This is a genomic window from Paenibacillus amylolyticus (genome assembly GCF_001570725.1).
Lineage (GTDB): Bacteria > Bacillota > Bacilli > Paenibacillales > Paenibacillaceae > Paenibacillus > Paenibacillus amylolyticus_A.
Genome location: NZ_BCNV01000001.1, coordinates 1,390,828 through 1,414,280 on the forward strand (window position 1 = coordinate 1,390,828; position 23,453 = coordinate 1,414,280).

The 23,453-nt window shown below is 48.1% G+C and carries 21 protein-coding genes; 13 read left to right on the plus strand and 8 right to left on the minus strand.

The window, feature by feature from the left end; all coding sequences use genetic code 11:
* Positions 1-64: 64 nt before the first annotated feature.
* From PAHA3_RS06535 to PAHA3_RS06570, 8 genes are all read left to right on the plus strand, one after another.
* The gene (locus PAHA3_RS06535) at positions 65-565 is read left to right on the plus strand and encodes a DUF2500 domain-containing protein (RefSeq protein ID WP_235599377.1); all 501 of its coding nucleotides are present in this window, start codon (positions 65-67) and stop codon (positions 563-565) included.
* Between the two features lie 235 nt (positions 566-800).
* The gene (locus tag PAHA3_RS06540; RefSeq protein ID WP_062833991.1) at positions 801-2,294 is read left to right on the plus strand and encodes a rhamnulokinase; all 1,494 of its coding nucleotides are present in this window, start codon (positions 801-803) and stop codon (positions 2,292-2,294) included.
* A gap of 1 nt (position 2,295) precedes the next feature.
* Entirely contained in the window at positions 2,296-3,057 is a 762-nt protein-coding gene (locus PAHA3_RS06545; protein ID WP_062833992.1) for a DeoR/GlpR family DNA-binding transcription regulator, read from the plus strand.
* Positions 3,058-3,170: 113 nt separating this feature from the next.
* The gene (locus tag PAHA3_RS06550; protein WP_062833993.1) at positions 3,171-3,899 is read left to right on the plus strand and encodes a (Fe-S)-binding protein; all 729 of its coding nucleotides are present in this window, start codon (positions 3,171-3,173) and stop codon (positions 3,897-3,899) included.
* Complete coding sequence (locus tag PAHA3_RS06555) at positions 3,896-5,413, plus strand: LutB/LldF family L-lactate oxidation iron-sulfur protein (protein WP_062833994.1); 1,518 nt, start codon at positions 3,896-3,898, stop codon at positions 5,411-5,413. Before PAHA3_RS06550 ends, PAHA3_RS06555 begins: the two co-directional genes overlap by 4 nt.
* Positions 5,403-6,128, plus strand: coding sequence for a LutC/YkgG family protein (locus tag PAHA3_RS06560; RefSeq protein WP_062833995.1), 726 nt, complete (start codon positions 5,403-5,405; stop codon positions 6,126-6,128). Before PAHA3_RS06555 ends, PAHA3_RS06560 begins: the two co-directional genes overlap by 11 nt.
* Before the next feature lie 221 nt (positions 6,129-6,349).
* A complete protein-coding gene (locus PAHA3_RS06565; RefSeq protein WP_062833996.1) occupies positions 6,350-6,904 on the plus strand; it encodes a glutathione peroxidase in 555 nt (184 codons plus the stop codon).
* A gap of 298 nt (positions 6,905-7,202) precedes the next feature.
* On the plus strand, positions 7,203-10,376 hold the full coding sequence (locus PAHA3_RS06570; protein ID WP_062833997.1) for a bifunctional cytochrome P450/NADPH--P450 reductase: 3,174 nt from the start codon (positions 7,203-7,205) through the stop codon (positions 10,374-10,376).
* 199 nt (positions 10,377-10,575) lie between these two features.
* Here the strand turns inward: PAHA3_RS06570 and PAHA3_RS06575 are convergent, their stop codons facing one another.
* Positions 10,576-10,998, minus strand: coding sequence for a hypothetical protein (locus PAHA3_RS06575; protein WP_062833998.1), 423 nt, complete (start codon positions 10,996-10,998; stop codon positions 10,576-10,578).
* A gap of 123 nt (positions 10,999-11,121) precedes the next feature.
* On the opposite strand from PAHA3_RS06575, the gene PAHA3_RS06580 reads away from it, so the two are divergent.
* Positions 11,122-11,466, plus strand: coding sequence for a hypothetical protein (locus tag PAHA3_RS06580; protein WP_062833999.1), 345 nt, complete (start codon positions 11,122-11,124; stop codon positions 11,464-11,466).
* A 74-nt stretch (positions 11,467-11,540) separates the two neighbouring features.
* Here PAHA3_RS06580 and PAHA3_RS06585 read toward each other — a convergent pair whose 3' ends face one another.
* The 7 genes from PAHA3_RS06585 to PAHA3_RS06615 all read right to left on the minus strand — a co-directional run bounded on the left by PAHA3_RS06585 (position 11,541) and on the right by PAHA3_RS06615 (position 21,209).
* Positions 11,541-13,187, minus strand: a complete 1,647-nt coding sequence (locus tag PAHA3_RS06585) for an MGH1-like glycoside hydrolase domain-containing protein (RefSeq protein WP_062834000.1) — start codon at positions 13,185-13,187, stop codon at positions 11,541-11,543.
* 23 nt (positions 13,188-13,210) lie between these two features.
* Entirely contained in the window at positions 13,211-14,536 is a 1,326-nt protein-coding gene (locus tag PAHA3_RS06590; RefSeq protein ID WP_062834001.1) for an ABC transporter substrate-binding protein, read from the minus strand.
* A 39-nt stretch (positions 14,537-14,575) separates the two neighbouring features.
* A complete protein-coding gene (locus PAHA3_RS06595; RefSeq protein ID WP_201028073.1) occupies positions 14,576-15,421 on the minus strand; it encodes a carbohydrate ABC transporter permease in 846 nt (281 codons plus the stop codon).
* Complete coding sequence (locus PAHA3_RS06600) at positions 15,421-16,335, minus strand: carbohydrate ABC transporter permease (RefSeq protein WP_047842642.1); 915 nt, start codon at positions 16,333-16,335, stop codon at positions 15,421-15,423. Before PAHA3_RS06600 ends, PAHA3_RS06595 begins: the two co-directional genes overlap by 1 nt.
* A 116-nt stretch (positions 16,336-16,451) precedes the next feature.
* Complete coding sequence (locus PAHA3_RS06605; protein WP_062834002.1) at positions 16,452-18,008, minus strand: response regulator; 1,557 nt, start codon at positions 18,006-18,008, stop codon at positions 16,452-16,454.
* A complete protein-coding gene (locus PAHA3_RS06610; RefSeq protein ID WP_062834003.1) occupies positions 17,983-19,800 on the minus strand; it encodes a sensor histidine kinase in 1,818 nt (605 codons plus the stop codon). The genes PAHA3_RS06605 and PAHA3_RS06610 overlap by 26 nt, the downstream gene beginning before the upstream one ends.
* A gap of 119 nt (positions 19,801-19,919) precedes the next feature.
* Positions 19,920-21,209, minus strand: a complete 1,290-nt coding sequence (locus PAHA3_RS06615; RefSeq protein ID WP_062834004.1) for a Gfo/Idh/MocA family oxidoreductase — start codon at positions 21,207-21,209, stop codon at positions 19,920-19,922.
* A 127-nt stretch (positions 21,210-21,336) separates the two neighbouring features.
* Between PAHA3_RS06615 and PAHA3_RS06620 the strand changes: the two genes are divergently transcribed.
* The 4 genes from PAHA3_RS06620 to PAHA3_RS30365 are packed head-to-tail and all read left to right on the plus strand — an operon-like array spanning position 21,337 to position 23,450.
* Entirely contained in the window at positions 21,337-22,239 is a 903-nt protein-coding gene (locus PAHA3_RS06620) for an AraC family transcriptional regulator (RefSeq protein WP_062834005.1), read from the plus strand.
* The gene (locus PAHA3_RS06625; RefSeq protein WP_047842646.1) at positions 22,236-22,682 is read left to right on the plus strand and encodes a RidA family protein; all 447 of its coding nucleotides are present in this window, start codon (positions 22,236-22,238) and stop codon (positions 22,680-22,682) included. The genes PAHA3_RS06620 and PAHA3_RS06625 overlap by 4 nt, the downstream gene beginning before the upstream one ends.
* An 8-nt stretch (positions 22,683-22,690) precedes the next feature.
* The gene (locus PAHA3_RS06630) at positions 22,691-23,281 is read left to right on the plus strand and encodes a GNAT family N-acetyltransferase (RefSeq protein ID WP_062834006.1); all 591 of its coding nucleotides are present in this window, start codon (positions 22,691-22,693) and stop codon (positions 23,279-23,281) included.
* 13 nt (positions 23,282-23,294) lie between these two features.
* The gene (locus tag PAHA3_RS30365) at positions 23,295-23,450 is read left to right on the plus strand and encodes a hypothetical protein (protein WP_167350853.1); all 156 of its coding nucleotides are present in this window, start codon (positions 23,295-23,297) and stop codon (positions 23,448-23,450) included.
* The last annotated feature ends 3 nt before the right edge of the window (positions 23,451-23,453 follow it).

Genomic DNA, 23,453 nt, shown 5'->3' on the forward strand with positions numbered 1-23,453 from the left:
GCGTGGGGGCGGTGCATCTTATTTTGCAAGGGGAAAGGAACGATGATGAATGGCGTTAACAAGCGTGTCCTCATCGATCGGCCGATTAAGCGTGGATGGTTTCGGTGTGTTTGATGACATGAATGGAGTACCGGGTTTTGAGGGCAATCAGGGTGGGTTTTTTTCGGGATTCAATGAGTTTGCCGCAATGAATGCATTCGCTTCAATTTTCATTGGCACCATATTTCTCATCATTGCGGGAGTTATTGTTTTTGTTATTATTTCAGGCTTACGCTCAGGGGCATCAAATAACGCGGCAGCTTTGTTAACCCTTCATTCTACGGTGGTGGCCAAACGAACGGAAGTCTTAGGTGGAAGCGGGGATAGCAGTGCGACTACTCGTTATTATGCTACATTTGAATTCGACAATGGGGAGCGGACTGAACTAATTGTTGGCGGAAACCATTATGGCATGATGGCGGAAAATGATCGAGGGATGCTGACGTATCAAGGCACGCGGTTCAAGCATTTTGAGAGAGATGTACAGCCCCAGTCGGGGGTAAGCAAAGGTCAATTTTATACGTGAAAAAAGAACTGCGGCTCCTCCCAGCTGGGAGAGAGTCGTTTTTGATATACCCAAAAGAAAGAAAAACCGAAGGGTATTCAAACGCTTACAATGGTGATATACTCGTAAAATAAAGTAAAACAGTATTAAACAAAAACAAACAAACAATAAATACAGAATAAAGTACAGCGTTACGGACTGAATCAAGAGATACCGTTTGGAAAATAGGATGGGTTCGAAAGGTTGGTGAAGCGCGGTGAGTGTGCTGGCTTATGATTTGGGCGCTGGAAGCGGGAGAGCGATACTAGGACAACTGAATGATCGAGGGATCGAAACGAGCGAAATTCATCGGTTCAAGAATGAACCGGTGAAGGTTGGCGAGCGAATGCACTGGGATATTCTGCGATTGCATCATGAATTGTTGCAAGGGCTTACGCTTGTGAAGCAGCAAGGGGAACAGCCGGAGAGCCTGGGAATCGATTCCTGGGGCGTTGATTTCGGTCTGCTCGACAGTAATGGGGAGTTGCTGGGTAATCCGTATCATTACCGTGATACACAGTTTAACGGCATGATGGATCAGGTACGGCAAGAGCTGACCTCTCAGCGAATCTTTGAACGTACAGGGATTCAGTTTCTTAGCTTTAATACCCTGTACCAATTGGCAACGCTTCAACGCAGTGGTTCCCCGTTGCTTCATGAAGCAGAGCGTTTTCTCATGATTCCGGATTTGCTTCGTTATTTCTTGACCGGAGAAGCGGTGAATGAGTTCACGAATGCAACGACAACGCAATTATACAATCCATTGGCGGGTCAGTGGGACAGTGAGTTGCTGGCGCATATTCGCATTTCGGAAAAACTGTTCGGTGAAGCGGTGATGCCCGGCACCCGTGTTGGACAATTGCGCAGCAGTATCTGTAATGAGCTGGGTCTTTCACCGATTCCCGTGATCGCTGTTGCGGAGCATGATACCGGTTCAGCCGTTGTGGCTGTTCCTGCAACGGAACGTTCATTTGCTTATCTGAGTTGTGGAACCTGGTCCCTGATGGGTACGGAGATAGATCATCCTGCGATAAGTAGCCAGAGTCTGGCCTTGAACTTCACGAATGAAGGCGGGGCGGGCGGAACATTTCGTCTGCTCAAGAACATCATGGGACTGTGGATTTTGCAGGAAAGCATGCGGGAGTGGGAGCGCCAGGTGCAGGGAATTAGCTATGATGCGTTATTGGCGAAGGCGGAACATTCACCTCCATTTGTCAGTTTGTTTGATCCGGATGATGAGCTGTTCATGCCAGCAGGAGATATGACGACCCGTATACGTCAGTATTGTCGTGATACAGGGCAAGTAGTGCCAGAGGATCAAGGTGCTATTGCCCGGGCAATTCTGGAGAGTCTTGCATTGAAGTATAGAAGAGTGCTGGAATGGACGGAACAATTGTCGGGACAGACGTTCAATGGATTGCATATGGTCGGTGGAGGTATCCAGAACCGCCTGTTATGTCAGTGGACTGCAAATTCCATTGGCAAACCGGTATGGGCGGGTCCGGCAGAGGGAAGTGCCATCGGGAATATGGCTGTGCAATGGATGGCAAGCGGAGCTTTTAAGGATATCTGGGAAGCCCGTAAGGCCATTCGTGATTCATTTCCGGTAACTGCATATGAGCCGCAGGACAGGTCAGTTTGGGAAGATGCTTACGGCAAATTTCTGCATGTGACGGCTTCATCTAATTCACAAGCGGGGAGTGAAGTTTAACGTGCTGGCAGCCGAGCGGTATGACCGAATTGTGGAGATGGTGAATGTAAAGGGCAGTATGCGTGTATCCGAGCTTAGTGAGCGCTGCCGGGTGACGGAGGAAACCATCCGGCGCGATCTGGATCGGCTGGAACAGGCAGGACGATTGCGCCGCTCTCACGGTGGTGCAGTGAGTGTGAAGGAAGATCAGCCGGAGATCCCTTACCGGATCAGGGAGACAACCCATGCGGAAGAGAAGAAGCGGATTGCACAAGCGGCTCTGGCGATGATTCATCCGGGTGATCGCATTCTGTTGGATGCCAGTACAACGGCAGGCTATATGGCAGCGAATATGCCCGATTTTCCGCTGACGGTCTTAACTAATTCCATTCAGGTAGCTACGGAACTGAGCAGTCGTGACAAGGTGGAGGTCATCTCAACAGGAGGCCAGCTGGCACCTCGCTCATTGTCTTTTGTAGGGCCGCTCGCGGAGCGTTCTCTGGAGACGTATCATGTGGATAAATTGTTCTTGTCTTGCAAAGGCGTACATCTTGAAGGTGGCGGAATCAGTGAATCCAATGAGCTTCAAGCAAGGTTGAAGCAGAAGATGGTTGGCATAGCCGATCAGGTTATCTTACTTGCAGATGCCAGTAAATTTGGTGTTCGTGCCTTTGCCCGAGTATCCGGGTTAAATGCAGTCCATACGATCATTACCGATCAGCCATTGCAGGCTGAACAGACAGAACGTTTGAGCGGATACGATATCGGGATTATTACAGTTTAAGCTTTTACAATCTGGGGATAACAGCGATCGGAAGGTTATTCTGTCATCGGAGTGTCCAGTGTAAATATTTTTAGTCAATTTATCTACTAATCAGTTAATAGGAGCGTGTAATTATGAAGGTCTCCTTATTCATTACCTGCCTCAGCGATGCCATCTATCCCCGAGTAGGGGAGGCCATGGTCAGATTGCTCGCCGCTCATGGCGTTCGGCTGAATTTTCCGCCGGTTCAGACCTGCTGCGGTCAGCCATCCTACAATAGCGGGTACTGGGACGAGACTCGGGTAGCGGCCAAAACGATTCTTGAAGCGTTTGACGACAGTGATTTTGTAGTTTGTCCATCCGGATCGTGTACGTATATGATTCATCATTATCCCGAACTGTTCGCGGACGAACCGGTATGGCTGGAGAAGGCAAAACGATTGGAAGCCAAAGCCTATGAATTCACTCAATTCCTCGTTCAGGTACTCGGGATAACCGATCTGGGCGCACATTTTCCGCACAAAGTAACTTATCATCCATCCTGCCACGGCAGCCGTCTGCTTGGTGTAAAGGATGAGCCGATGGCGCTGCTCTCTCAAGTAAAAGGTCTGGAATTGGTTCCACTTCCATTCGCTGAGGATTGCTGTGGGTTCGGGGGTACGTTTGCTATTAAAATGTCCGATATTTCAGGAGCGATGGTGACGGAGAAAGTTGATCATGTCAAAGAGACACAAGCTGAAGTACTGGTTGGTCTGGACATGGCCTGTCTGATGAATATCGCAGGTAATCTGCGTTATCGGAATGAACCGGTGCGTGTGATGCATCTGGCGGAACTACTGTATGAGGGGGTGCGAACAGGATGAGCCAACCGGGAGTTATGGATACTACGGTCAAAGAACGTGCCGGACTGGCCTTGAATGATGATTTTCTGCGTAAAGCGGTCAAATTCACGACAGAACGATTGCGTAACGGGAAAAAGTCTGCCTCAGAAGAACATGGGAATTGGGATGAATGGCGGGAGCGTGGCCGGCAGATTCGTCTGCATACGATTGCGTATCTGGATTATTATCTGAATGAATTTGTGAATAACGCCCGTGCGAATGGGGTTCATATTCATTTTGCAGATACATCGGTGGAAGCAGCGGCAATTGCGCTGGATATTGCGGCACACAAGCAGGCTTCTACGGTGGTGAAGTCCAAATCGATGGTGTCGGAGGAAGTACATCTGAATCATGTGCTGGAGTCGGCGGGCATTGAAGCCATCGAGACCGATCTGGGTGAATACATCATTCAGCTGGCAGGCGAAGCCCCTTCTCATATTGTCATTCCAGCCATCCATAAGAACCGCTATCAGATCGCAGAGTTGTTATCCAAAGAAGCGGGTGAAATTCTGGAGCCGGACACGACGGTACTTGCCGGATTTGTTCGCAAAAAGCTGCGCGAGAAGTTCCTCGAAGCGGATATCGGCATGACTGGATGCAATTTTGCGATTGCAGAGACAGGTTCCATGGTTTTGTTCGAAAATGAAGGCAATGCCCGTATGGTATCCACTGTTCCCAAAACGCAGATTACACTCATGGGCATGGAGCGGATCATCCCGTCGTGGACGGATCTGGAGGTCATGGCAACCTTGTTGCCGCGCTCCGCAACAGGTCAGAAACTCACGATGTACATGTCAGGCATCACAGGTCCTCGTCGTACAGCGGATGCGGATGGGCCGGATGAAATGCACATTATTATCGTGGATAACGGTCGATCCCTTCAGCTCGGTGATCCCGAATTCCAAGAACTGCTGAATTGTATTCGTTGCGGTGCTTGTCTGAATGCTTGCCCGGTATATCGCCATATTGGAGGTCATGCTTATGGTGGAACCTATAGTGGACCGATTGGCGCGGTACTGACACCTGCACTCAATGGCAACATTGATGAATGGAACGACATTGCTGGTGCCTCTAGTCTTTGCGGAGCCTGCTATGAAGCATGTCCGGTCAAAATTCCGCTGCATGATATGCTCGTTTATTTACGCAGACGCAAGGTAGAGGATGGTCATGGAAACAAAATGGAGAGCATGGGCATGAAGGGCTTTGCTGCCGTGGTTTCCAATTCGAAACGCTTCAGTGCGGCCATACGTCTGGGACAGATCGGGCAGAAGGCAGTTGTACGCAACAACGGCATTTCTCTCAAGCTGGGTCCACTCAAAGGCTGGAATAATTATCGGGTTGCGCCAAGTCTCGCCAAGAAATCTTTCCGGCAGCAATGGAACAAGCTGGATCAAGAATTGAACCAGGAGCAACCAACCATGAATTCTTCCGTTCGCAGCCGCATGGAGCAGATTATTCGTGAACGAGAGGAAGGGGAGGATAAGCATGGTCACTGAACATCAACAATGGCTCGCGCAATTGGAGAAGAAGTCCATGGAGCAACAGGAGCAGTTCATGAATGACATTGCTTCGAAATTGAGAAGACCAAGGCAACGGCATGCGCCGACCCAACCCTTTCGGGGAGCACCCGACTTTTGGACTGAGCTGGAATGGGATGAAGAGGAGCGTATTCAAGCATTTACGGATAACTTTGTGAGTGTAGGCGCCCACATTGCCCGGGTTCAGAACATGGAAGAAGTATCTCAATTCATTGCGAACAAATCTCATGAGCTGAGTGCCAAATATATCATTCGCCAAAATGAACAGGCGCTAAAGGATCTCGGATTGGAAGAGCAGTTACCGGATGTGCAGATCTCAGTCTGGAATAGTCAAGCGGATGAGAACTGGAGGGCACGTGCAGCTGAGGCTGATATCGGTGTGGTCATGGCGGATTATGCAACAGCTTACACAGGCTCGGTCACTGTACTTTCTTCACCGGAAAAAGGTCGGTCAGTCAGTCTGTTGCCGACGGTACTCATCATCATTATTCCAGTGGATCGACTGTACACCAGACTGGGTGAGACGCTGAATCGATTTGACGAAGCGGGAAGAGAGAATCTTCCAGCAGGCATCCACTTTATTTCAGGGCCAAGCCGCTCTTCCGATATTGAAAATGATTTAACCATCGGCGTACACGGACCAGGTATTGTATATGGTTTGATTATGGGTTAACGATGTGTTGAGCGTGATGGCCAATCATGATTTTCATAACTGTCCTAGATGCAGAATTCGTCTGCTGAGGGCAGTTTTTTTGTTTACATTTTATAGTTAAAAACTATTAATATTATACTGATTATATATTTCACCTATTAATAATGGAGGTGTATAATTCATCCCAAGAGAGAATTTATATGGGACACGAAAGAGAAAGAGAAAGAGGAGGAGAAATACAGATGAGTATATTTTCTTATCAGGTTCCGTTCATGGACGGCCACGAAGGTGACTTTTCTGCTTTGAAAGGCAAAGTACTGCTTATTGTGAACACAGCAAGCCAGTGTAGCTACTCCCGCCAGTTCAGTGAACTTCAGCAAATGTATGAGAAATATCGTGATCAGGGGCTGGAAATTCTGGCGTTCCCGTGCAACCAGTTTAACGACAAAGAACCTGGGAGTAACACTGAGGTAGCCGAGTATTGCAGAAGTCAGTTTCAGATATCCTTTCCGATCTTCGAGAAGGTTGAGGTCGTTGGGCAATCGATGCATCCTGTGTTCCGTTATCTGATTGAAGAAGCGGCATTTCAAGGTTATGATCTGGACACGAAGGAAGGAAAGTGGATGGACACCTTTGTGAAGGAGAAGTATCCAGAGCTATACCAAGGAGACGGGATCAAATGGAATTTCACTAAATTCCTGATTGACCGTAATGGGGACGTCCATGGCCGTTATGAAACGACAGTTGCTCCATTAGAGATGGAGTCGGATATTAAGAATCTGTTGACGAAATCATAGGTATACCGCAATCCCTGTCCTGAGGTCCTATGACTTTGGGACTGTTGAAGATTAGAACTGGAAATGTTAGGGTAAAAGAAGGTAACGAGGTCATCCATTTTTTTTAATCAAAAATGACCAATATACCATTTCGGTCAGTTAGTTCTTTGATGGTTTTATCGTTATCTGGATGAAATATGAAAATGTGCAAAAAATAACTTGAATGTGTTGTTCTGAAGAGGAAGTGCAATCGCGTCTGTAGTCACGTCATTATTTTTTAGTTGTAGAACTCTTAACTTGGAAAGAAGGAGTGAGTGTCATGCCACCAATTTCAGTGCCTCAACCGAAAACATTTGGCCCGCTGGGCAATTTGCCGCAATTGAACTTTGAAGAACCGGTGCAATCCTTGGTGAAGCTGGCTGAAGAATATGGACCGATCTTTCGTATGGAGTACCCTGGACGAAGCGAATTGTATATTTCCGGTCACGAGCTGGTCGCCGAGGTAACGGATGAATCCAAATTCGACAAACGGGTCTGGGCACCCCTTGCGAAGGTTCGTGCTTTTGCAGGAGATGGACTGTTTACGAGTTGGACCGAAGAACCGAATTGGAAAAAAGCCCATAACGTGCTGCTGCCAAGCTTCAGTCAACGTGCCATGCAGGGATACCACAACAAAATGATTGACCTGGCTGTACAGCTGGTCCAGAAATGGTCGCGATTGAACCCGGATGAGACGGTTAACGTTCCGGATGATATGACACGTCTTACGCTCGACACGATTGGACTCTGTGGTTTTAACTATCGGTTTAACAGCTTTTACCGGGAAGAACCACACCCATTCATTACGAGCATGGTTCGGGCTTTGGATGAATCCATGAGTTCATTGCAGCGCCTGCGTCTGCAAGACAAGCTGATGATCACCAAAAAGAAACAGTTTGAGCAGGATATCCGTTCGATGTTCTCGTTGGTGGACCACATTATTGCCGAGCGCAAAGAGCAACCACAGGAAGGCGCAGACGATCTGTTGTCTCACATGCTCAGCGGTAAGGACCCGGAAACGGGAGAAACACTGGATGATGAGAATATCCGTTATCAGATTATTACCTTCCTGATTGCTGGACATGAGACCACAAGTGGACTGTTATCCTTCGCCGTTTATTATCTAATGAAGAATCCGGATACGCTCGCTAAAGCTCAAGCAGAAGTAGATCAGATACTGAAAGATCCGGTTCCAACGTACAACCAGGTTCGCAATCTGAAGTACGTTCGTATGGTTTTGAACGAAGCATTACGGTTATGGCCGACGGCCCCGGCATTTTCTCTGTATGCAAAAGAGGACACGGTAATTGCAGGTCAATATCCTTTGCAAAAAGGAGACAGCGTCAGTGTACTTATTCCCAAGCTGCATCGCGACCGCGCAGCATGGGGAGACGACGTAGAGGAATTCCGTCCGGAACGATTCGAAGATCCGAGCAAAGTGCCGCATGATGCCTACAAACCTTTCGGTAATGGTCAGCGGGCCTGCATTGGTCAGCAGTTTGCACTTCAGGAAGCAACGCTCGTACTGGGCATGGTGCTCAAGCATTTTGACTTCATAGATCATTCTGATTATCAGTTAAAGGTGAAAGAAACCCTGACGCTCAAACCGGATAACTTCACAATTCGTGTACGTGCACGTGGGGGTCAGCCAGTCATGGCGGTTCCGGGTGTAGCAGTCGAAGAACCAACGCCGGTTGCCAAAAGAACAGAGCCGGATGCGGCGAATGCCCATCACACACCGATGCTTGTTCTGTACGGTTCCAATCTGGGTACGGCCGAAGGCATTGCGCGTGAAATTGCGGATACTGCCAGATATCAGGGATTCCGCAGTGAGGTTGCTGCGCTGGATGATCGCGTTGGTAAACTGCCGAAAGATGGTGCCGTTATTATTGTCAGTGCATCCTATAATGGTCAGCCGCCAAGTAATGCCAAGATGTTCGTCGAGTGGATCGAACATGCGGATGCCAATGAATTCAAAGGTGTGCGTTTCGCCGTTCTTGGTTGCGGTGACCACAACTGGGCCAGCACCTATCAGCGTATTCCGCGTTTAATAGATGAACAATTGTCTTCCAGAGGAGCAGAGCGGTTATCACCGCTGGGTGAGTCAGATGCCAGCGGAGATTTCGAGAAACAGGTGGGGGATTGGACAGAGCAATTATGGCCGGATCTCGCACGAACGATGGGATTGAAACTGAACACAAGCTCCAATAGCGAACGCAGCTCATTGTCTGTACAATTTGTCAGCGGACTCGCCGTGACACCGCTTGCGGATACGTATGATGCACATGTGGCAGCAGTACTGGAGAACAGGGAGCTTCATGACGCGGGCAGTGAACGTAGCACACGTCACCTGGAGATCAAATTGCCTGAAGGCATAACCTACAAGGAAGGGGATCACCTGGGCATTCTGCCGCAGAACCCACCGGAGCTGGTGGAACGTGTATTGCGTCGTTATGGATTCACCGGAACGGAGCATCTCGTTCTGGATGCATCCGGTCGGAGTGCAGCGCATCTACCGTTGCATCAACCGGTTAACCTGTATGATCTGCTCAGTCATAGTGTTGAGCTTCAGGAAGCTGCAACTCGTGCGCAGTTGAGAGAAATGGCAGCATACACGGTATGTCCACCGCACAAGAAAGAGCTTGAAGCTCTGCTTGATGAATCTGTATATATGGATGAAGTTCGGAATAAACGGATCTCCATGCTGGATTATCTGGTGAAATATGAAGCATGTGAACTGCCGTTCGAGCGCTTCCTTGAGTTACTGCCTTCATTAAAAGCCAGATACTATTCGATCTCCAGTTCACCACGTGTTCAGCCCGATCAAGCGAGTATTACGGTCAGTGTTGTGCGTGCCCCGGCATGGAGTGGACAGGGAGAATACAAAGGCATTGCATCCAACTATCTGGCTAACCTGAAGTCGGGTGATGAGATTGTCATGTTCACACGGACACCGGAATCCGGGTTCCAATTGCCGGAGGATGCACAGGTTCCCGTCATCATGGTGGGTCCGGGTACAGGCGTTGCCCCATTCCGTGGTTTCCTGCAGGCAAGACATGTATTGAAGGAACAGGGTCAAGAGGTTGGCGAAGCCCATCTGTACTTTGGATGCCGGAATCCCGAACATGATTATCTGTACAAAAATGAACTGGAAGCAGCCCAGCAAGAAGGGCTTGTAGAGCTTCACACAGCCTTCTCCCGAGTGGATGGGGAAGAAAAATGTTATGTACAGCATCTGATGAGAGACGATGCCCGCCATCTGATTCCTTTGCTTGAAGAGGGTGCGCATCTGTATATCTGCGGTGATGGCAGCAAGATGGCACCTGATGTGGAAGCTACACTCCAGCAGGCTTACACTGATATTCATGGCAAGTCCGCGAAGGAAGCAGAAGATTGGCTTAATCGGCTTCAGCAGGAAGGTCGTTATGCCAAGGACGTATGGACAGGCATCTGAACTAAACACGTGAAGGATCAGCATGATCCGTAATTGGCTGAGCGGTGAGATACAGAAGCAGTTCTGTTCTCACCGCTTTTTGACATAAACTGATTCTTCAGCAGAAGAGTGGGTGCATGGGTTATAATGATATATTGGAAGGGAGCACCCGTATGCAGACATTCGGGAATCAGTATAAGGTTTGCGAAAAGAACCAGCTTTACTTCCGTCTACACGGCCGTTTCAGGCTCTTTCTTCCGGCGGTTGGCCGATAGATCGACTCAACGCTGGAGAGAGGAAATAGAATACGGGAAGGGACTCTGCCTTTTCCCTGGAGTTCAAGATAATCCAGTCCCACGCCAACCAGTCTGATATTGTTAAATGCATTCCAGGAAGGGAACGTCGTGCGGATTCCGACTCTGATGCCTCGCCGTGTTCGAGGAATATCGAATACCCGAATGGAATTCAGACTAAGTGGAATGAATAACTGACGGTTTACTTTGATAAACTGCTTTGAACAGACACGACGAATACGTCCCGGTTCCAACCCGGAGAGTGGAGTATTCAGTTCTGCAAGGTGCCCCTGGAGTTCTGCCAGACGCTGCTGAAGTGTTTTTCCAGTATGGAGATGCTGCCAGCTCATAAGTATTCCTCCGTTCGCCATTTGTACCTAGTATATGAAGGAACGGGGTCGGAAGGTGTACGTTTGACAGCCCATGTTCGATAAGGCTAGCGGGGTTTCTTTTATAATAGAGGAGTGATTCACATGATCGTAGAAATGTATAAAGACCTTATTAAGGATGAGCGTGGCAATTATTATCTGGCAGTGCAGATCGAGGGCAATGAGCTTACGCTTGTTAACGCATTCGTCGAAGCAGCATTCACGCCTGAACTGATCTATAATGAAGAGTTTCGTACCAAGCATAAAGAGATGGAAGGCGGGTTTGTAGGCAAAATAGCGATGGACCTGCTTCGCCATGATGTGGTCATGGGCATGAAGCAAATCGACCGCAAACTGTTGAACCTGTCAGATGTGGAGCAGCAGTTCACCGTAAATTATATTGATACGATTGAATTTTATCGTCATCCGGCTTGGCAACGGAAGGTGTAGAAATAAAGAAAAGCAAAAGCGCAAGTAGCAGGGGAAGTAAATCTCTGCAACTTGCGCTTTTTGCATACAAACAATTAACGATACGTAGGATAGATGATGCCAATATCGCGCTCGGTGCTCAAATTTCCATCAGCATAACGCTGCATTTCATTTCCTTTGACCCGAATCGGGATGCACTCCCCTTGATAGTAAAGCTCCCCCTCGACGGTGCGGACGCTCATTCCAATAACGCCTTCCAGATGTCCACTATGATTCGTCACCAGCCGAATCCCTGACGGGCCGTCCAGATGAACCTTGCCTTCCAGATAAACCGTCATGCGATCAGGGGTGTTGACCAATTCATATCTTAGTCCATGGACCTTCCGGCTATAAGCGGTGTTGCCAGATACGACCTCACCATGATCCATATCGATAGGAAGCAGACCGGTAAACCAGAGCTGATTCGATCCAACAGGCATAATTCCGCACAATCGCTCCACATAATCGAGAAGACAAAGGATAGTAGGTGAGTAAGTCTCGGTAAAACCTTGTTCTCCGGTCCACGGGCTTAGTACCTGACCAAATCGCTTATCTTTGGATAGAGCGGACAAGATAGGCTGCATTACCCAAGTCAGTTCTACATATCGATGATGATACTCGAATGGGTGTGGTGCCCGAATCAGACTCAGGAAATTGGATGCCCCTCCCCAGCTGTTATAGGAGGAAAAGGGATCGAATCTGGGATCATCCATTGAAATCGATGTAAACGGGTATTTAGCGAAAAACTTGCTTGTATTCAACAGGTACCGACGCAGTAGGTTATCGAACAATGCACGGTCGCCCACCTCGCATGCCATCACGCGGAGCAGCACATCGGATTGGACTCTGACCAATTCATCATTACGGTCTCGATCATAGAAGAACATATCCTGTTCGTCGTAACAATAACGGAAGAGACTTTCCAGACTGGACTCGGCTTTTGCTTTCCAATCTGTTCCCGATTCTCCAAGCTCCTCAGCAATACGGGACAGATACATGCGCTGACAATAGATATTGGCAGTCAGATCTGGTGCCAGAAAAGGCAGAATCGGAGAATCCGGGTGATAGGCAGAAGCATCATTCATGTATGGTGTATCCGGAACATGCCAGAATCGGGGAGATAAGTCATGTCCGGTATCAAACGTACTGAAGGCTTCTACACAGCCGGTTCCTCGGGTATTACGGTTGCATGCAATCCACTCATCATAACGAACCATAGCCTTATACATCCTACTCAGGAAAGACGAGTGCTTGCCTTGAAGCTGATAGTGGTTCCACACACTGCGTGCCAGTGGAGTGACCAACTGGATTTGCCGGAAAGAGGGTCCGTTTGCCGTGAGTTTATACGGAAGCAATCCATCATCTCTTTGCTGCTTGGCAAATGCGAGGTATGTTGTTTCGGACACGGAAGGCAACAGGCGAGACAGCAGCTCCGCATTGATGGTACCTGTGCTCTCTAACCAACATCCCAGATAGATGCCACCTTCTTGTAAAATGGGATTGTTGTCTCCCATGGGCAGGATACAAGCAAGCAATTTCTCCACTGCTGCATAATACGTAGCTTCCATTCGTCCGTTCGATGCCACAAACCGGATACCCGACGCATGCCATTCCTGTAATAACTGCTGATCTTCCGGTTTAACTGGCTGAACTTGATCCATTATCGAAATGTTGCGTAGCCGATTCAATATCTCTTCTGTCATATGCTCCTCCTCACAGCGTCTGCTTATTGATTCGATTCAAAGATCCGAACAGTCCCGTTATAGAAGTCGGAGACAGCTTGCTCCACACTTTTTCGTCCAAATCCGATCTCCTGATTCGTTGTCTGAGCTAACTTGGAGAACTCTGCAAATCCAGGAGGGTTGTAGCTCACGTCAAAAGGTTCAGTCTTCGTAGCTTCGGAGACAAGGCTCGTATAGTTATAGACAATCTCCTCCACAGGGCCTGCACCTTCCTGAAGAAGATTACGATTGGCTTCCGTAACAGGTACCCCACGGTCATTACCGAGGATTTTGGCTGCTTCAGGATCATGAATCCAAAAGTCCATTAACGTTGCCACTTCCTTCGGATGTTTGGTATTGGCATAACCTGATAATCCCTGACTGGATTCAAATACAACACCCGTTCCCTTAGGGCCTCGTGGTACAGGGAGAAGAACTAGCGGGTCTTCCGTCAAGCTCTGGAACGCAGCCAGCTGGTTGGATGGCAGGAGGGTCATGGCTGCTCTACCTGTGATCAACAGGGACTTACTGGTGTCATCATGCGGGTTGGATACCTGCAATTCCGGTGTGACCACACCGCCGGATGCCGAAGTCTTTTCCCAATACTGGAACCATTCCAGGATGTCTTCCTTGGCGAATCCGAGTGTACCGTTTTTCATGTCATACAGCTGTTTACCCCGTTGTTTCAGAAAAATATCCATTCCGTCGACGGTAAAATTGTACGTTCCATAGAAGCCGTCTCCGAGCTTGTCGGACAACTCCTTGCTAATGGCGGCATAGTCCGCCCAGTTCCAATCTGAAGCTGGCAAAGGCACGCCGGCTTTCTCGAAGAGTGCCTGATTCACAACAATTCCCCGTGCGTTCGCACCGGCAGAGATATGTTGCAGCTTGCCGTCGAGACGTCCGTATTCGATCATGGTTTCATCCATACCGTCCAGATTCAGTTCGTTGCCTACATACGGGTCCAGATTGAGCAGGACATCTTTTTTGGCATAGTCCACGACGTTTCCCCCAAGGAAAAAGATATCTGGAGCTGTACCTGATGCCAATTGGGTATTCAGCTTGTCGAAATATCCGGAGGAGGGTGCGAATTCACCTACAATTTTAATATCCGGATGTTTTGCCTGAAAGATCTTCAAGGCTTCATTCGTAATATCTGCCCGTTTCTGGTCACCCCACCACATGATGCGCAGTTCGACCTGTCCGCCCTCGGTAGTACCATTATCATTACCATTGCTTGCATCATTAGCACCCGTATGGTCTGTTCCGGAGCAAGCGGTTACGAATAACAAGAGTGAAGTGATCATACCGATCATGAAGCGTTTGAACATGGTTAATCCCCCTGTCTATAGATAATGAGAAACGTGTTGTTACTTCAGACCTGTCGTCGCAATGCCCTCAAGGAAATATCGCTGAAACAGTAAAAAGATGATGGTTACGGGAAGCAGTGACAGGGTGGACATGGCGAGCAAAGCGCCCCAATCGGATTGTCCTGATGGATCGAAGAGAGACCGAATGCCCAGCTGCACGGTGAACAGATCAATTTTGCTCAAATAAATCATCTGGCTGAAAAAATCATCCCAGCTCCACAGGAAGGTGAAGATCGCGGTTGTAATCAGTGCTGGAACGAGCAGTGGCACTACGATTCGGAAAAAGATCTGTGATTGCCCGCAACCGTCAATGGTTGCACTCTCATCCAGCTCCCGCGGTATACCGCGTATGAATTGAACCATGAGCAAGATGAAGAAGGAATCCTGCGCGAGCCACTTGGGCAGAATCAGCGGGAAATACGTATTAATCCATTGAAGCTCATTATAGAGAATATACTGGGGCACCAGAGTAACATGGTAAGGCAACATAATCGTGATCAACATCATGCTGAACCACAGGCCTTTGAATCTAAACTTCAATCTGGAGAAGGCGAAGGCTGCAAGGGAACAGGAGATCACATTGCCAAGCACACTCATGACCGAGATCAGCACGGAGTTGCCGAAGAAACGGCCGAAGGAAATACCCTGGAGACCCTTCCAGCCATTAATATAGTGCTCCAGTGTGAAGCTGGTTGGGAAAAGACTGCCGCTGGTGAAAATGAGATGATTCGGTTTAAACGAACTGAGAATTAACCATAGTACTGGATATAACATCAGTAGACCGAGGAGTATAATGGCGGCATGCCTCCCGGCCTGAACCAGTTGTCGTTTGATTGGCACATGCATTACCTCCCCTCCTGATTATCCCCGTAGAACACCCAAAATCGGGATGTGACAAAGACGATTGCGGTAAATACTCCGATAATGACCAACATGATCCACGCCAGAGCCGAAGCGTAACCCATATCAAAGAACGAGAAACCTTTCAGATACAGATACAAGGTATAGAACATCGTTGCATCGAGTGGACCCCCGCGGCCATCCCCGATCACATAAGCTGGTGTAAACGCCTGGAATGAATTGATCATGCTCATGATCAGGTTAAAAAAGATAACGGGGGAAAGCATGGGCAGGGTAATTCCGAAAAATTGACGTATCTTGCCCGCCCCATCGACATCGGAAGCTTCATATAAGTCTGCTGGAATTTGTTTCAGACCAGCAAGAAAGATGACCATGGCAGACCCGAATTGCCACACGGAAAGTGTGATGATGGTATAGACCACATAATCCGGATGCGCAATCCAGGATGGTCCCGAGATACCAAACCAGCTTAAAAACTGATTGACCAATCCATTCCCCTCAAAAAGTTGCCGCCAAACGATTGCAATCGCGACGCTGCCACCTAAGAGGGAAGGGATGTAATATACGGTCCGGTAGATGCCGAGGGCTCGAATTCCCTTGTTCAGCGCCATTGCCACCAATAGGGCGAAGGCGAGCCTTAGTGGAACGGATAGAAAGACATAATAAAACGTCAGCCCCAGGGACCTGCGAAAGGTATCGTCCTCGGTAAAGATGTGAACATAGTTGCTAAGTCCAGTCCAAGTCGGTGATGACAGCAGATTGAATTTGGTCATGGATAAGTATAGGGACGCAACCATCGGTCCCAGTGTCAGACAGAAGAGTCCGATCAGCCAGGGCAGAAGAAACAAGTAGGCTGTGGTATTGTGCTGACCGTATAAGGGCTTGGTCTGTTTTTTCATCATGTGCCTCCCTTCTGAATGGGTAAGAATAATGGTCACCAATCATGAATTCGCTTACAATATACGGCGTTCTCTTGGTAACCACATCATACCGGGGAAGGGGAGAAGCTTGAATCTCATTTCTTCGGATCATGGCTATCGATTTTTTCGGAATGCAGCAAGCGGTAATCTGATGGACTCATGTTGAACATTCTCTTGAATTTCGAGCTAAAATAACTTGGCGAACTGAAGCCGGTCAGTTCTGTAATATCCCATACGGTTAATTGGGTTTCCTTCAACAGTCGCAAGGCGTGTTTCATCCGAACGCCCGTCACATATTGAATAAAAGAGGTACCTGCACCTTCCTTAAACAGTTCGGAGAAATAGGTAGGGTAATAGTTGAATCGTTCAGCGAGTAACGTCAACGTTAGCTCCTGCATGTAGTTCTCCCCGATATATCGCTTGGCTAACTCGATAATCGTCCCATCCCCATCTTCCGAGGGCAGTTGTCGATGAAGGAAGTCTTGAGCCCATTGCATTAGTAAGCGTTCTGCCTGATCTGGCGTCTTGAGCCACAGTATCCATTCGGGGGCCATAGGACAATCCATTAACAGTGAAATTTGCAAAATGCTTCGTGTCATTCGGGAGGGAGAGAGCTGGAATGCCTCGTGAAGTTCCTTACGGATGATGCTGCGGAAGGAGTCCAGTTCCCCACGAATGAGACAACGATGCAGCGTTCGGGTAGTCTCCTCAGGCAGTAATGGACTATAATCTGTTCCTGCCTGAGGATTCGGAGTGTTGCCAGCCCGTTCAGCTGAATTCCAAGCCAGAAGGGAATGGATATAACCTTCTTTCCATTGCTCAAGTCCAGAATCAGAAAGTCCGACCCCAATCTTAAGTTTCATGGAAAAAACAGATGCCGTATGTCCCGTGAGCTGTTGGATGAATTCGTGCTGCATACCGTCTTGTACCATGAAATGCATGATGCCTGCGTATGCCGAATCATGAAAAACCTGGACATTGTCTGAATCAGACTGGGCGATTTCATAACAAACCAGCTCGAAAGGAAGATGCATCTGCTCATGTGAGCGATCTTTTCGAATATTCTGCTTATCCGATTGACTTATACTCGCGGTGATGAAACAGACCTTCTGATCCTGCCATGATTCGAGATGGAACAACCGGAGTCGTTCTGGCAGTGAGGAAGGCGGAAGACGATTGCCTCTGACGAGATCAAGAAGGAAACGTTCTTTCATTTCCCGGTAATACTGAGAGAGTCGCCATTGCAGTAATTCGGAATCGCCTCGTACTTTACGTTGATCATCCAGATCCGCTTTAATTTTGCATAATGTCGCTTTCAGTTCATCCCGTGTTACAGGCTTCAGTAAATAATCCATGACCTGGCTGCGGACACCCGCTCTGGCATATTGAAAATCTTCATAACCCGTGATTATGACAATCTGGATAGAAGGATTATAACTGCGGCAGACATCCAATAGTCTGATGCCATCCATGACAGGCATATTCATATCGGTAATCAGCAAGTCAAAATGTTCAGATTTCAAAAGTTCATCCGCTTCGATCCCATTAGAGGCTTCTCCTGTTATGACAAAACCCATGCCATGCCAATCGACTTTCAATTTCAAGCCTTCGCGAACTTCGATCTCGTCATCTGCGATTAATACGTTGTACATCATATTCCTCCTGTACGGGTAGAATCAGTTCAATACATGCGCCTCCGCTTTCATCGTTCTTCATATGAACCGTGAACAAGGCACCATAATGCAGGCGGCAACGAGCAATGACATTGCCCAGTCCAATATGCCAGCCTTCGTTATGCAATATGGATTCCAACGAGGGGGGAGCTACGGGATGTTGCAACTTGTGGATGATTTCTGCTGGAATACCTGGTCCATTGTCTGAAACACTGATATGCAGACGATCATGCATCCGGTTGATCCGTATCTGGACCTGGGCTGTCGTCTGATGCTTGAAACTGTATTTCACTGCATTTTCAATAAGCGGCTGAAGAATAAACTTGATGATGACCAAGGCGTTCAGTGTGCCTTCCGTCGTTACCGAAATGTCGAGTTTATGACCGAAACGGGTCTGCAAAATGGAGATATAACGTTGTACATAATCTAGCTCTTCGGTCAGGGGAACACGGTCGTCATTGGTGTTAATGGAAAAGCGCATCATTTTACCCAAATCCTCAATGACCTGAACCGTATCATCCGTTCTACGCTGAATGGCAAGGCTGCTCACCAGCTCCAGGGTGTTAAACATAAAATGTGGATTAATCTGTATGAGAAGTGCCTTATACTCTGCTTGCTGGCGGAGCAGCTTCAGCTCGAATTCATTCTGGATATGCTGTCGCAACTGACTGATCATATAACGGAAGGTGAAGATCACATAACTGATCTCGCTCTTTACATTTTTATCCGGAGGCAGTAGTGAATCGGCTTGGTCGAAAGCACCTCGTTGAACTTGTCTCATCGCCAGCACCAGTCTGGTCAAAGGTTTGGTTACGCCATGAGATAGCCATGCAGCAGCCAAGAGGGAGACCAGTATCAGGGCAATCGTCACCACCACAATCGTGCTTTGGAGCTTATGGAGAGACAGGTACATTTCCTTTTCCGGTGCCAGACCCGCCAATATCCAGCCCGTACGTCCCAGTTTCTTGTATACAAGGATGTCTCGCTGTCCTTCATGGTTTGTGAGATATGTGACTCCGGATTTGAGCGGGCTGTTACGAATACGATCGATCTCTGCGGTAGCTACAGCACCCAACGTGTCTACCTGCTGTGAGAGAATAGGATTTCCTTGCTCGCCCAGCAGAAAAATAGTGCTACTCTCCGCAAGATGTATGCGACGGAGCGGCTCCAGAAAATAGGATTCACTGACATTTACCTTCATGAGACTCTGCGCTTTAGCATGGTGAAAGGTGCCAATGGGCATCAGCAGACTGACCACCGGATTGCCATGATCTCTGACACGTTCATATTGGTCGGTGTGTACAGGTAACCAGCGTTCCCCCAACGTGTAGAAATTCGTATACCAGGATTCTTGTTGAAAGGCAGGATCATACGCTACCTGATTCTCACTGCCAATTCGCAGTCCATTCCGTCGATAGATGGATACATCCGAGATACTGGTGTAACTGTTAGTTGCCTGAGTGAGAAAGCGGCTCATCGCGAGGTTGGCCAGCATCTTTTCTCCTTCCGAAAGGTTCGGATCTCCGATCGCATTATCCCAGTTCTTGCCCATATCACTATTGAAAACAAGAGAGGCGACATCATAGATTTGCATCTGCACCATGTCTACGTATGAACCGTATTCCTCCATTTTCTCAAGAGCAGAGGATTCGATGTATGAACGGATGACCATGCGTGATTCCTTGAAGAGCAGGTAGGAGAGAGTACCAAAAGCGAGGACAAACAGGACGACGATAAAGGCAATCAGGCGGTTTTTTAAAGAGAAGAACATGGATTTCCTCCTTCTACCGAGTCAACTTGCATGCAGGTTAATTATAAAAATATAAAAAAAGACTGCGTAACATGCGCAGCCTTTAAATGAAATTAATAATGTAGTGCAGACTTGGAGCCTTAGAAACGAACCAGATTATTGACGTTGACAGGCAAGCCTGTGGCGATGGCGCGATTGGCCGCAATACCCGTCAGAATGGATCTGGCACCGTCCACATGGTTAGCAGCGCGATGATACGGATCTTCAACTGGCTCTCCAAACAGATCATTCAGCAGAACCGGGTCACCTCCGCCATGTCCACCTGCTTTCTCTTCCACTTCAACCTCATATGGCGCATCAAACATTGGAAGAACCCGCAATGTTTTACCGATCAATGCACCTTCCTTACTTTTATCACCCAATGAATTGACATAGGATTGCTCCACAATGTTCATCTCAATCCGGCCTTTGGTGCCATTAATGGCAATGCGGTAACCTTCCCATGGCTGGTAGGCGACGAGGGAGTACGTCAGAATCGCTTTGTTCCGATACTTCACAAGAACGCCCATCGTATCTTCAATGTTGATGCCATCCCCGAATACGCTCTGATCCCTTTGGTAACCATCTTCCGATTCGGCATCCAGATACATGGACTTCATATGAGCATCCGAATCCAAATGCAGTGCAAAAGGATCTTCTTTCGCGATCGGATTGCCGGTTGCCCGATTGTAGAACTGCGTTACACCGCGTTCTTCTGCATTTTCTCTGCCGTAATACATCAGATCACCGAATGCGAACACGGTATCCGGCTGTGAGCCAATCCAGAAATTCACCAAGTCGAAGTGATGCGTGGATTTGTGCACAAGCAATCCGCCGCTATTGCGCTTGTCCCGATGCCAGCGGCGAAAATAATCCGCGCCATGGCGCGTATTCAGCAGCCATTCGAAGTGAACGGAAGTGACTTTCCCAATGGTATCATTCAGAATAAGTTCCCGAATTTTAGTATGGTGCGGTGCATAACGGTAGTTAAAGGTTACTCTGACGTTCTGGCCAGTCCGCTTGACGGCATCCAGAATCTCCTGACATTTCTCCTCATCGATGGTCATCGGTTTTTCGGTGACAACGTCACAACCAAGTTCCATCGCACGAATGATGTACTTGTGATGGGTGCGGTCAACGCTCGTTACGATGACATAGTCAGGTTTCTCGTTCTCAATCATCTGATCAAACTGATCTGCAGGATAAGTAGGTACCTCTGGATACTCGTACTTTTCCTTCAATAGTTGATTCGCGTAGTTCATACGGACTTGATTTATATCGCAAAAGCCGACAAGCTCGGATGTATCCCTGTAATCCCGGGTCAAAGCACCATAAAAAAATTCGGCGCGGCCGCCGGTTCCGACTAATACATAACGTTTCTTGTTACTCATGTCTATCGCCTCCTTGAATATAGCTCTAGACTATAACAAGGGAGTACTTCTTTCGCCGCATTTTATGCGTAACCGCTTTCAAATGCCGCATATTTTGCTATAATTTATGAAAAGGAGAGAGGGCGACATGACAGAACCTTTTCGTGCAGATTTTCATGATCCCACGGATTTGCTACACATCGAATATGATCGTCGCATTGGATACTTCTCGATGACGGATGACCATCTGCATGATCATTATGAGTTGTATTATCTGTTGTCTGGCGAGCGTATTTATTTCATCAAGGACCGGACTTATCGGGTAAAGGCTGGCGATCTGGTGTTTGTTGATCGCAATACGGTTCACAAGACATTGGAGAGCGGTATGCCCGACCATGAGCGGATGGTGCTCTATTTGAAGCCGGAGCTTTTTGCTGCCATGTCGATTTCACCTAACTTCGTTGAAGGATTGAAGGAGCCCTTCTGTTGGGAGATTCCCATTGTAAGATTCCCTTCACAGGTCACGGAGGTTTTGGAGCGGATGGTTAGCGAAATGGTGGATGAAATGCTTCGTCCCCAACCCGGAAGCAACCTGTTGCTTCGTCATCGGGCTATTGAATTGTTGGTGCATGCCTATCGGAATCAGCATCTGGGTCGGTTATGCTCCGATGATCGTGAGCCGGTTCTTCATCCCAAGACACAGGCCGTCGTGCGTTACCTGAATGAAAATTATCAGAAGCCACTGACATTACCGGAGGTGGCGGGTATGTTTCGCATTAGTCCGCATTATCTGAGTCGATTGTTCAAACAAACGACGGGGTTTACCTTCAGTGATTATCTGAATCTGTTACGGGTGAAGGAAGCACAGCGTTTGCTGCGGGAAAGTGAGGAATCCATTACGGATATCGCCTGGCTTGCGGGGTTCAGTAACTTCTCTCATTTTGGCAAGATGTTCAAACGTACCGTTCAGGTATCACCAAGAGTCTACCGACAGGAATACAAGGAATCGGGTTCCGTGAGGACCGTAAAAGAGGGAGAGAATATACGATGATTGAAGCAAGATTAAATGAACTGGGGATCATTTTGCCACAGGCCAGTGCCCCAGCAGCGAAATACGCCAATGCCGTTATTGTGAATGGAATTATGTATGTATCCGGAAAAGGACCGGATACCTCCGAACGCGGCAAACTGGGATCAGACTTCACAACAGAGCAGGGATATGATTTTGCCCGGAATGCTGGACTGGAGGTGCTTGCTGTCGTTCGAGACGTGCTAGGTTCACTGGATCGGGTGAAGAGAGTGGTTAAAGTGCAGGGCTTCATCAATGCGTCCGCTTCGTATCAGGAGCATCATAAGGTACTGAATGGATTCTCGGATCTGATGATGGAGGTATTTGGAGATCAGGGGGTACACGCTCGTTCAGTGTTCGGTGCAGTGTCCGTAAGGGATAATTTGCCGCTGATCATTGATTCCATCTTTCAAGTAGAGGAGTAGGTACTACCATGACAGATTCAACTTCATTTCATCCGATTATGCTAACGATTCCCGAGAGCTTCTACACAGAACGTCTCATGATTCGTGCCCCGCAGTGGGGAGATGGCAAGGCTGTGAATGAAGCGGTTCGTGAGAGTGTGGAGCAACTGCGGTTGTGGTTGCCTTTTGCCGAGAAGATCCCGTCATTGGAAGAGTCCGAAGTGACTGTTCGCAAAGCAAAACTGAAATATCTGGAGCGTACCGACATGATGTTACATTTACGTGATAGATATACGGATGAATTGGTAGGCAGCAGCGGGTTACATCGCATTGACTGGAATGCACGCTGTTTCGAGATTGGTTACTGGATTCGAACCTCACGAGCAGGCGAGGGCTTGATGACGGAAGCGGTGAGAGGCATTGAGCAATTTGCCATTACTCATCTGGAGGCCAATCGGCTGGAGATCCGATGTGATGCTCGTAATGTACGAAGTGCTAAAGTAGCTGAGCGAGCGGGCTATACGCTGGAAGGTATACTGCGTAAGATGCGGCGGGACAGTACAGGTACGCTGGTGGATTGTATGATTTTCTCCAAAGTTAGAGGCATTGAGTTCGAGTAAGAGGAGGACAGGTATGGAGCGAATTGGTCAGGGAAGAACTGCGGAAATCTATGCGTATTCGAACGAGCACATTATGAAGTTATATCGAATGGATTTTCCACTCGAAGCAGTCCAAAATGAATTTAGAATAAGTGAGTTGGTATTCAAAAAAGGATTACCCGTCCCATAAGCA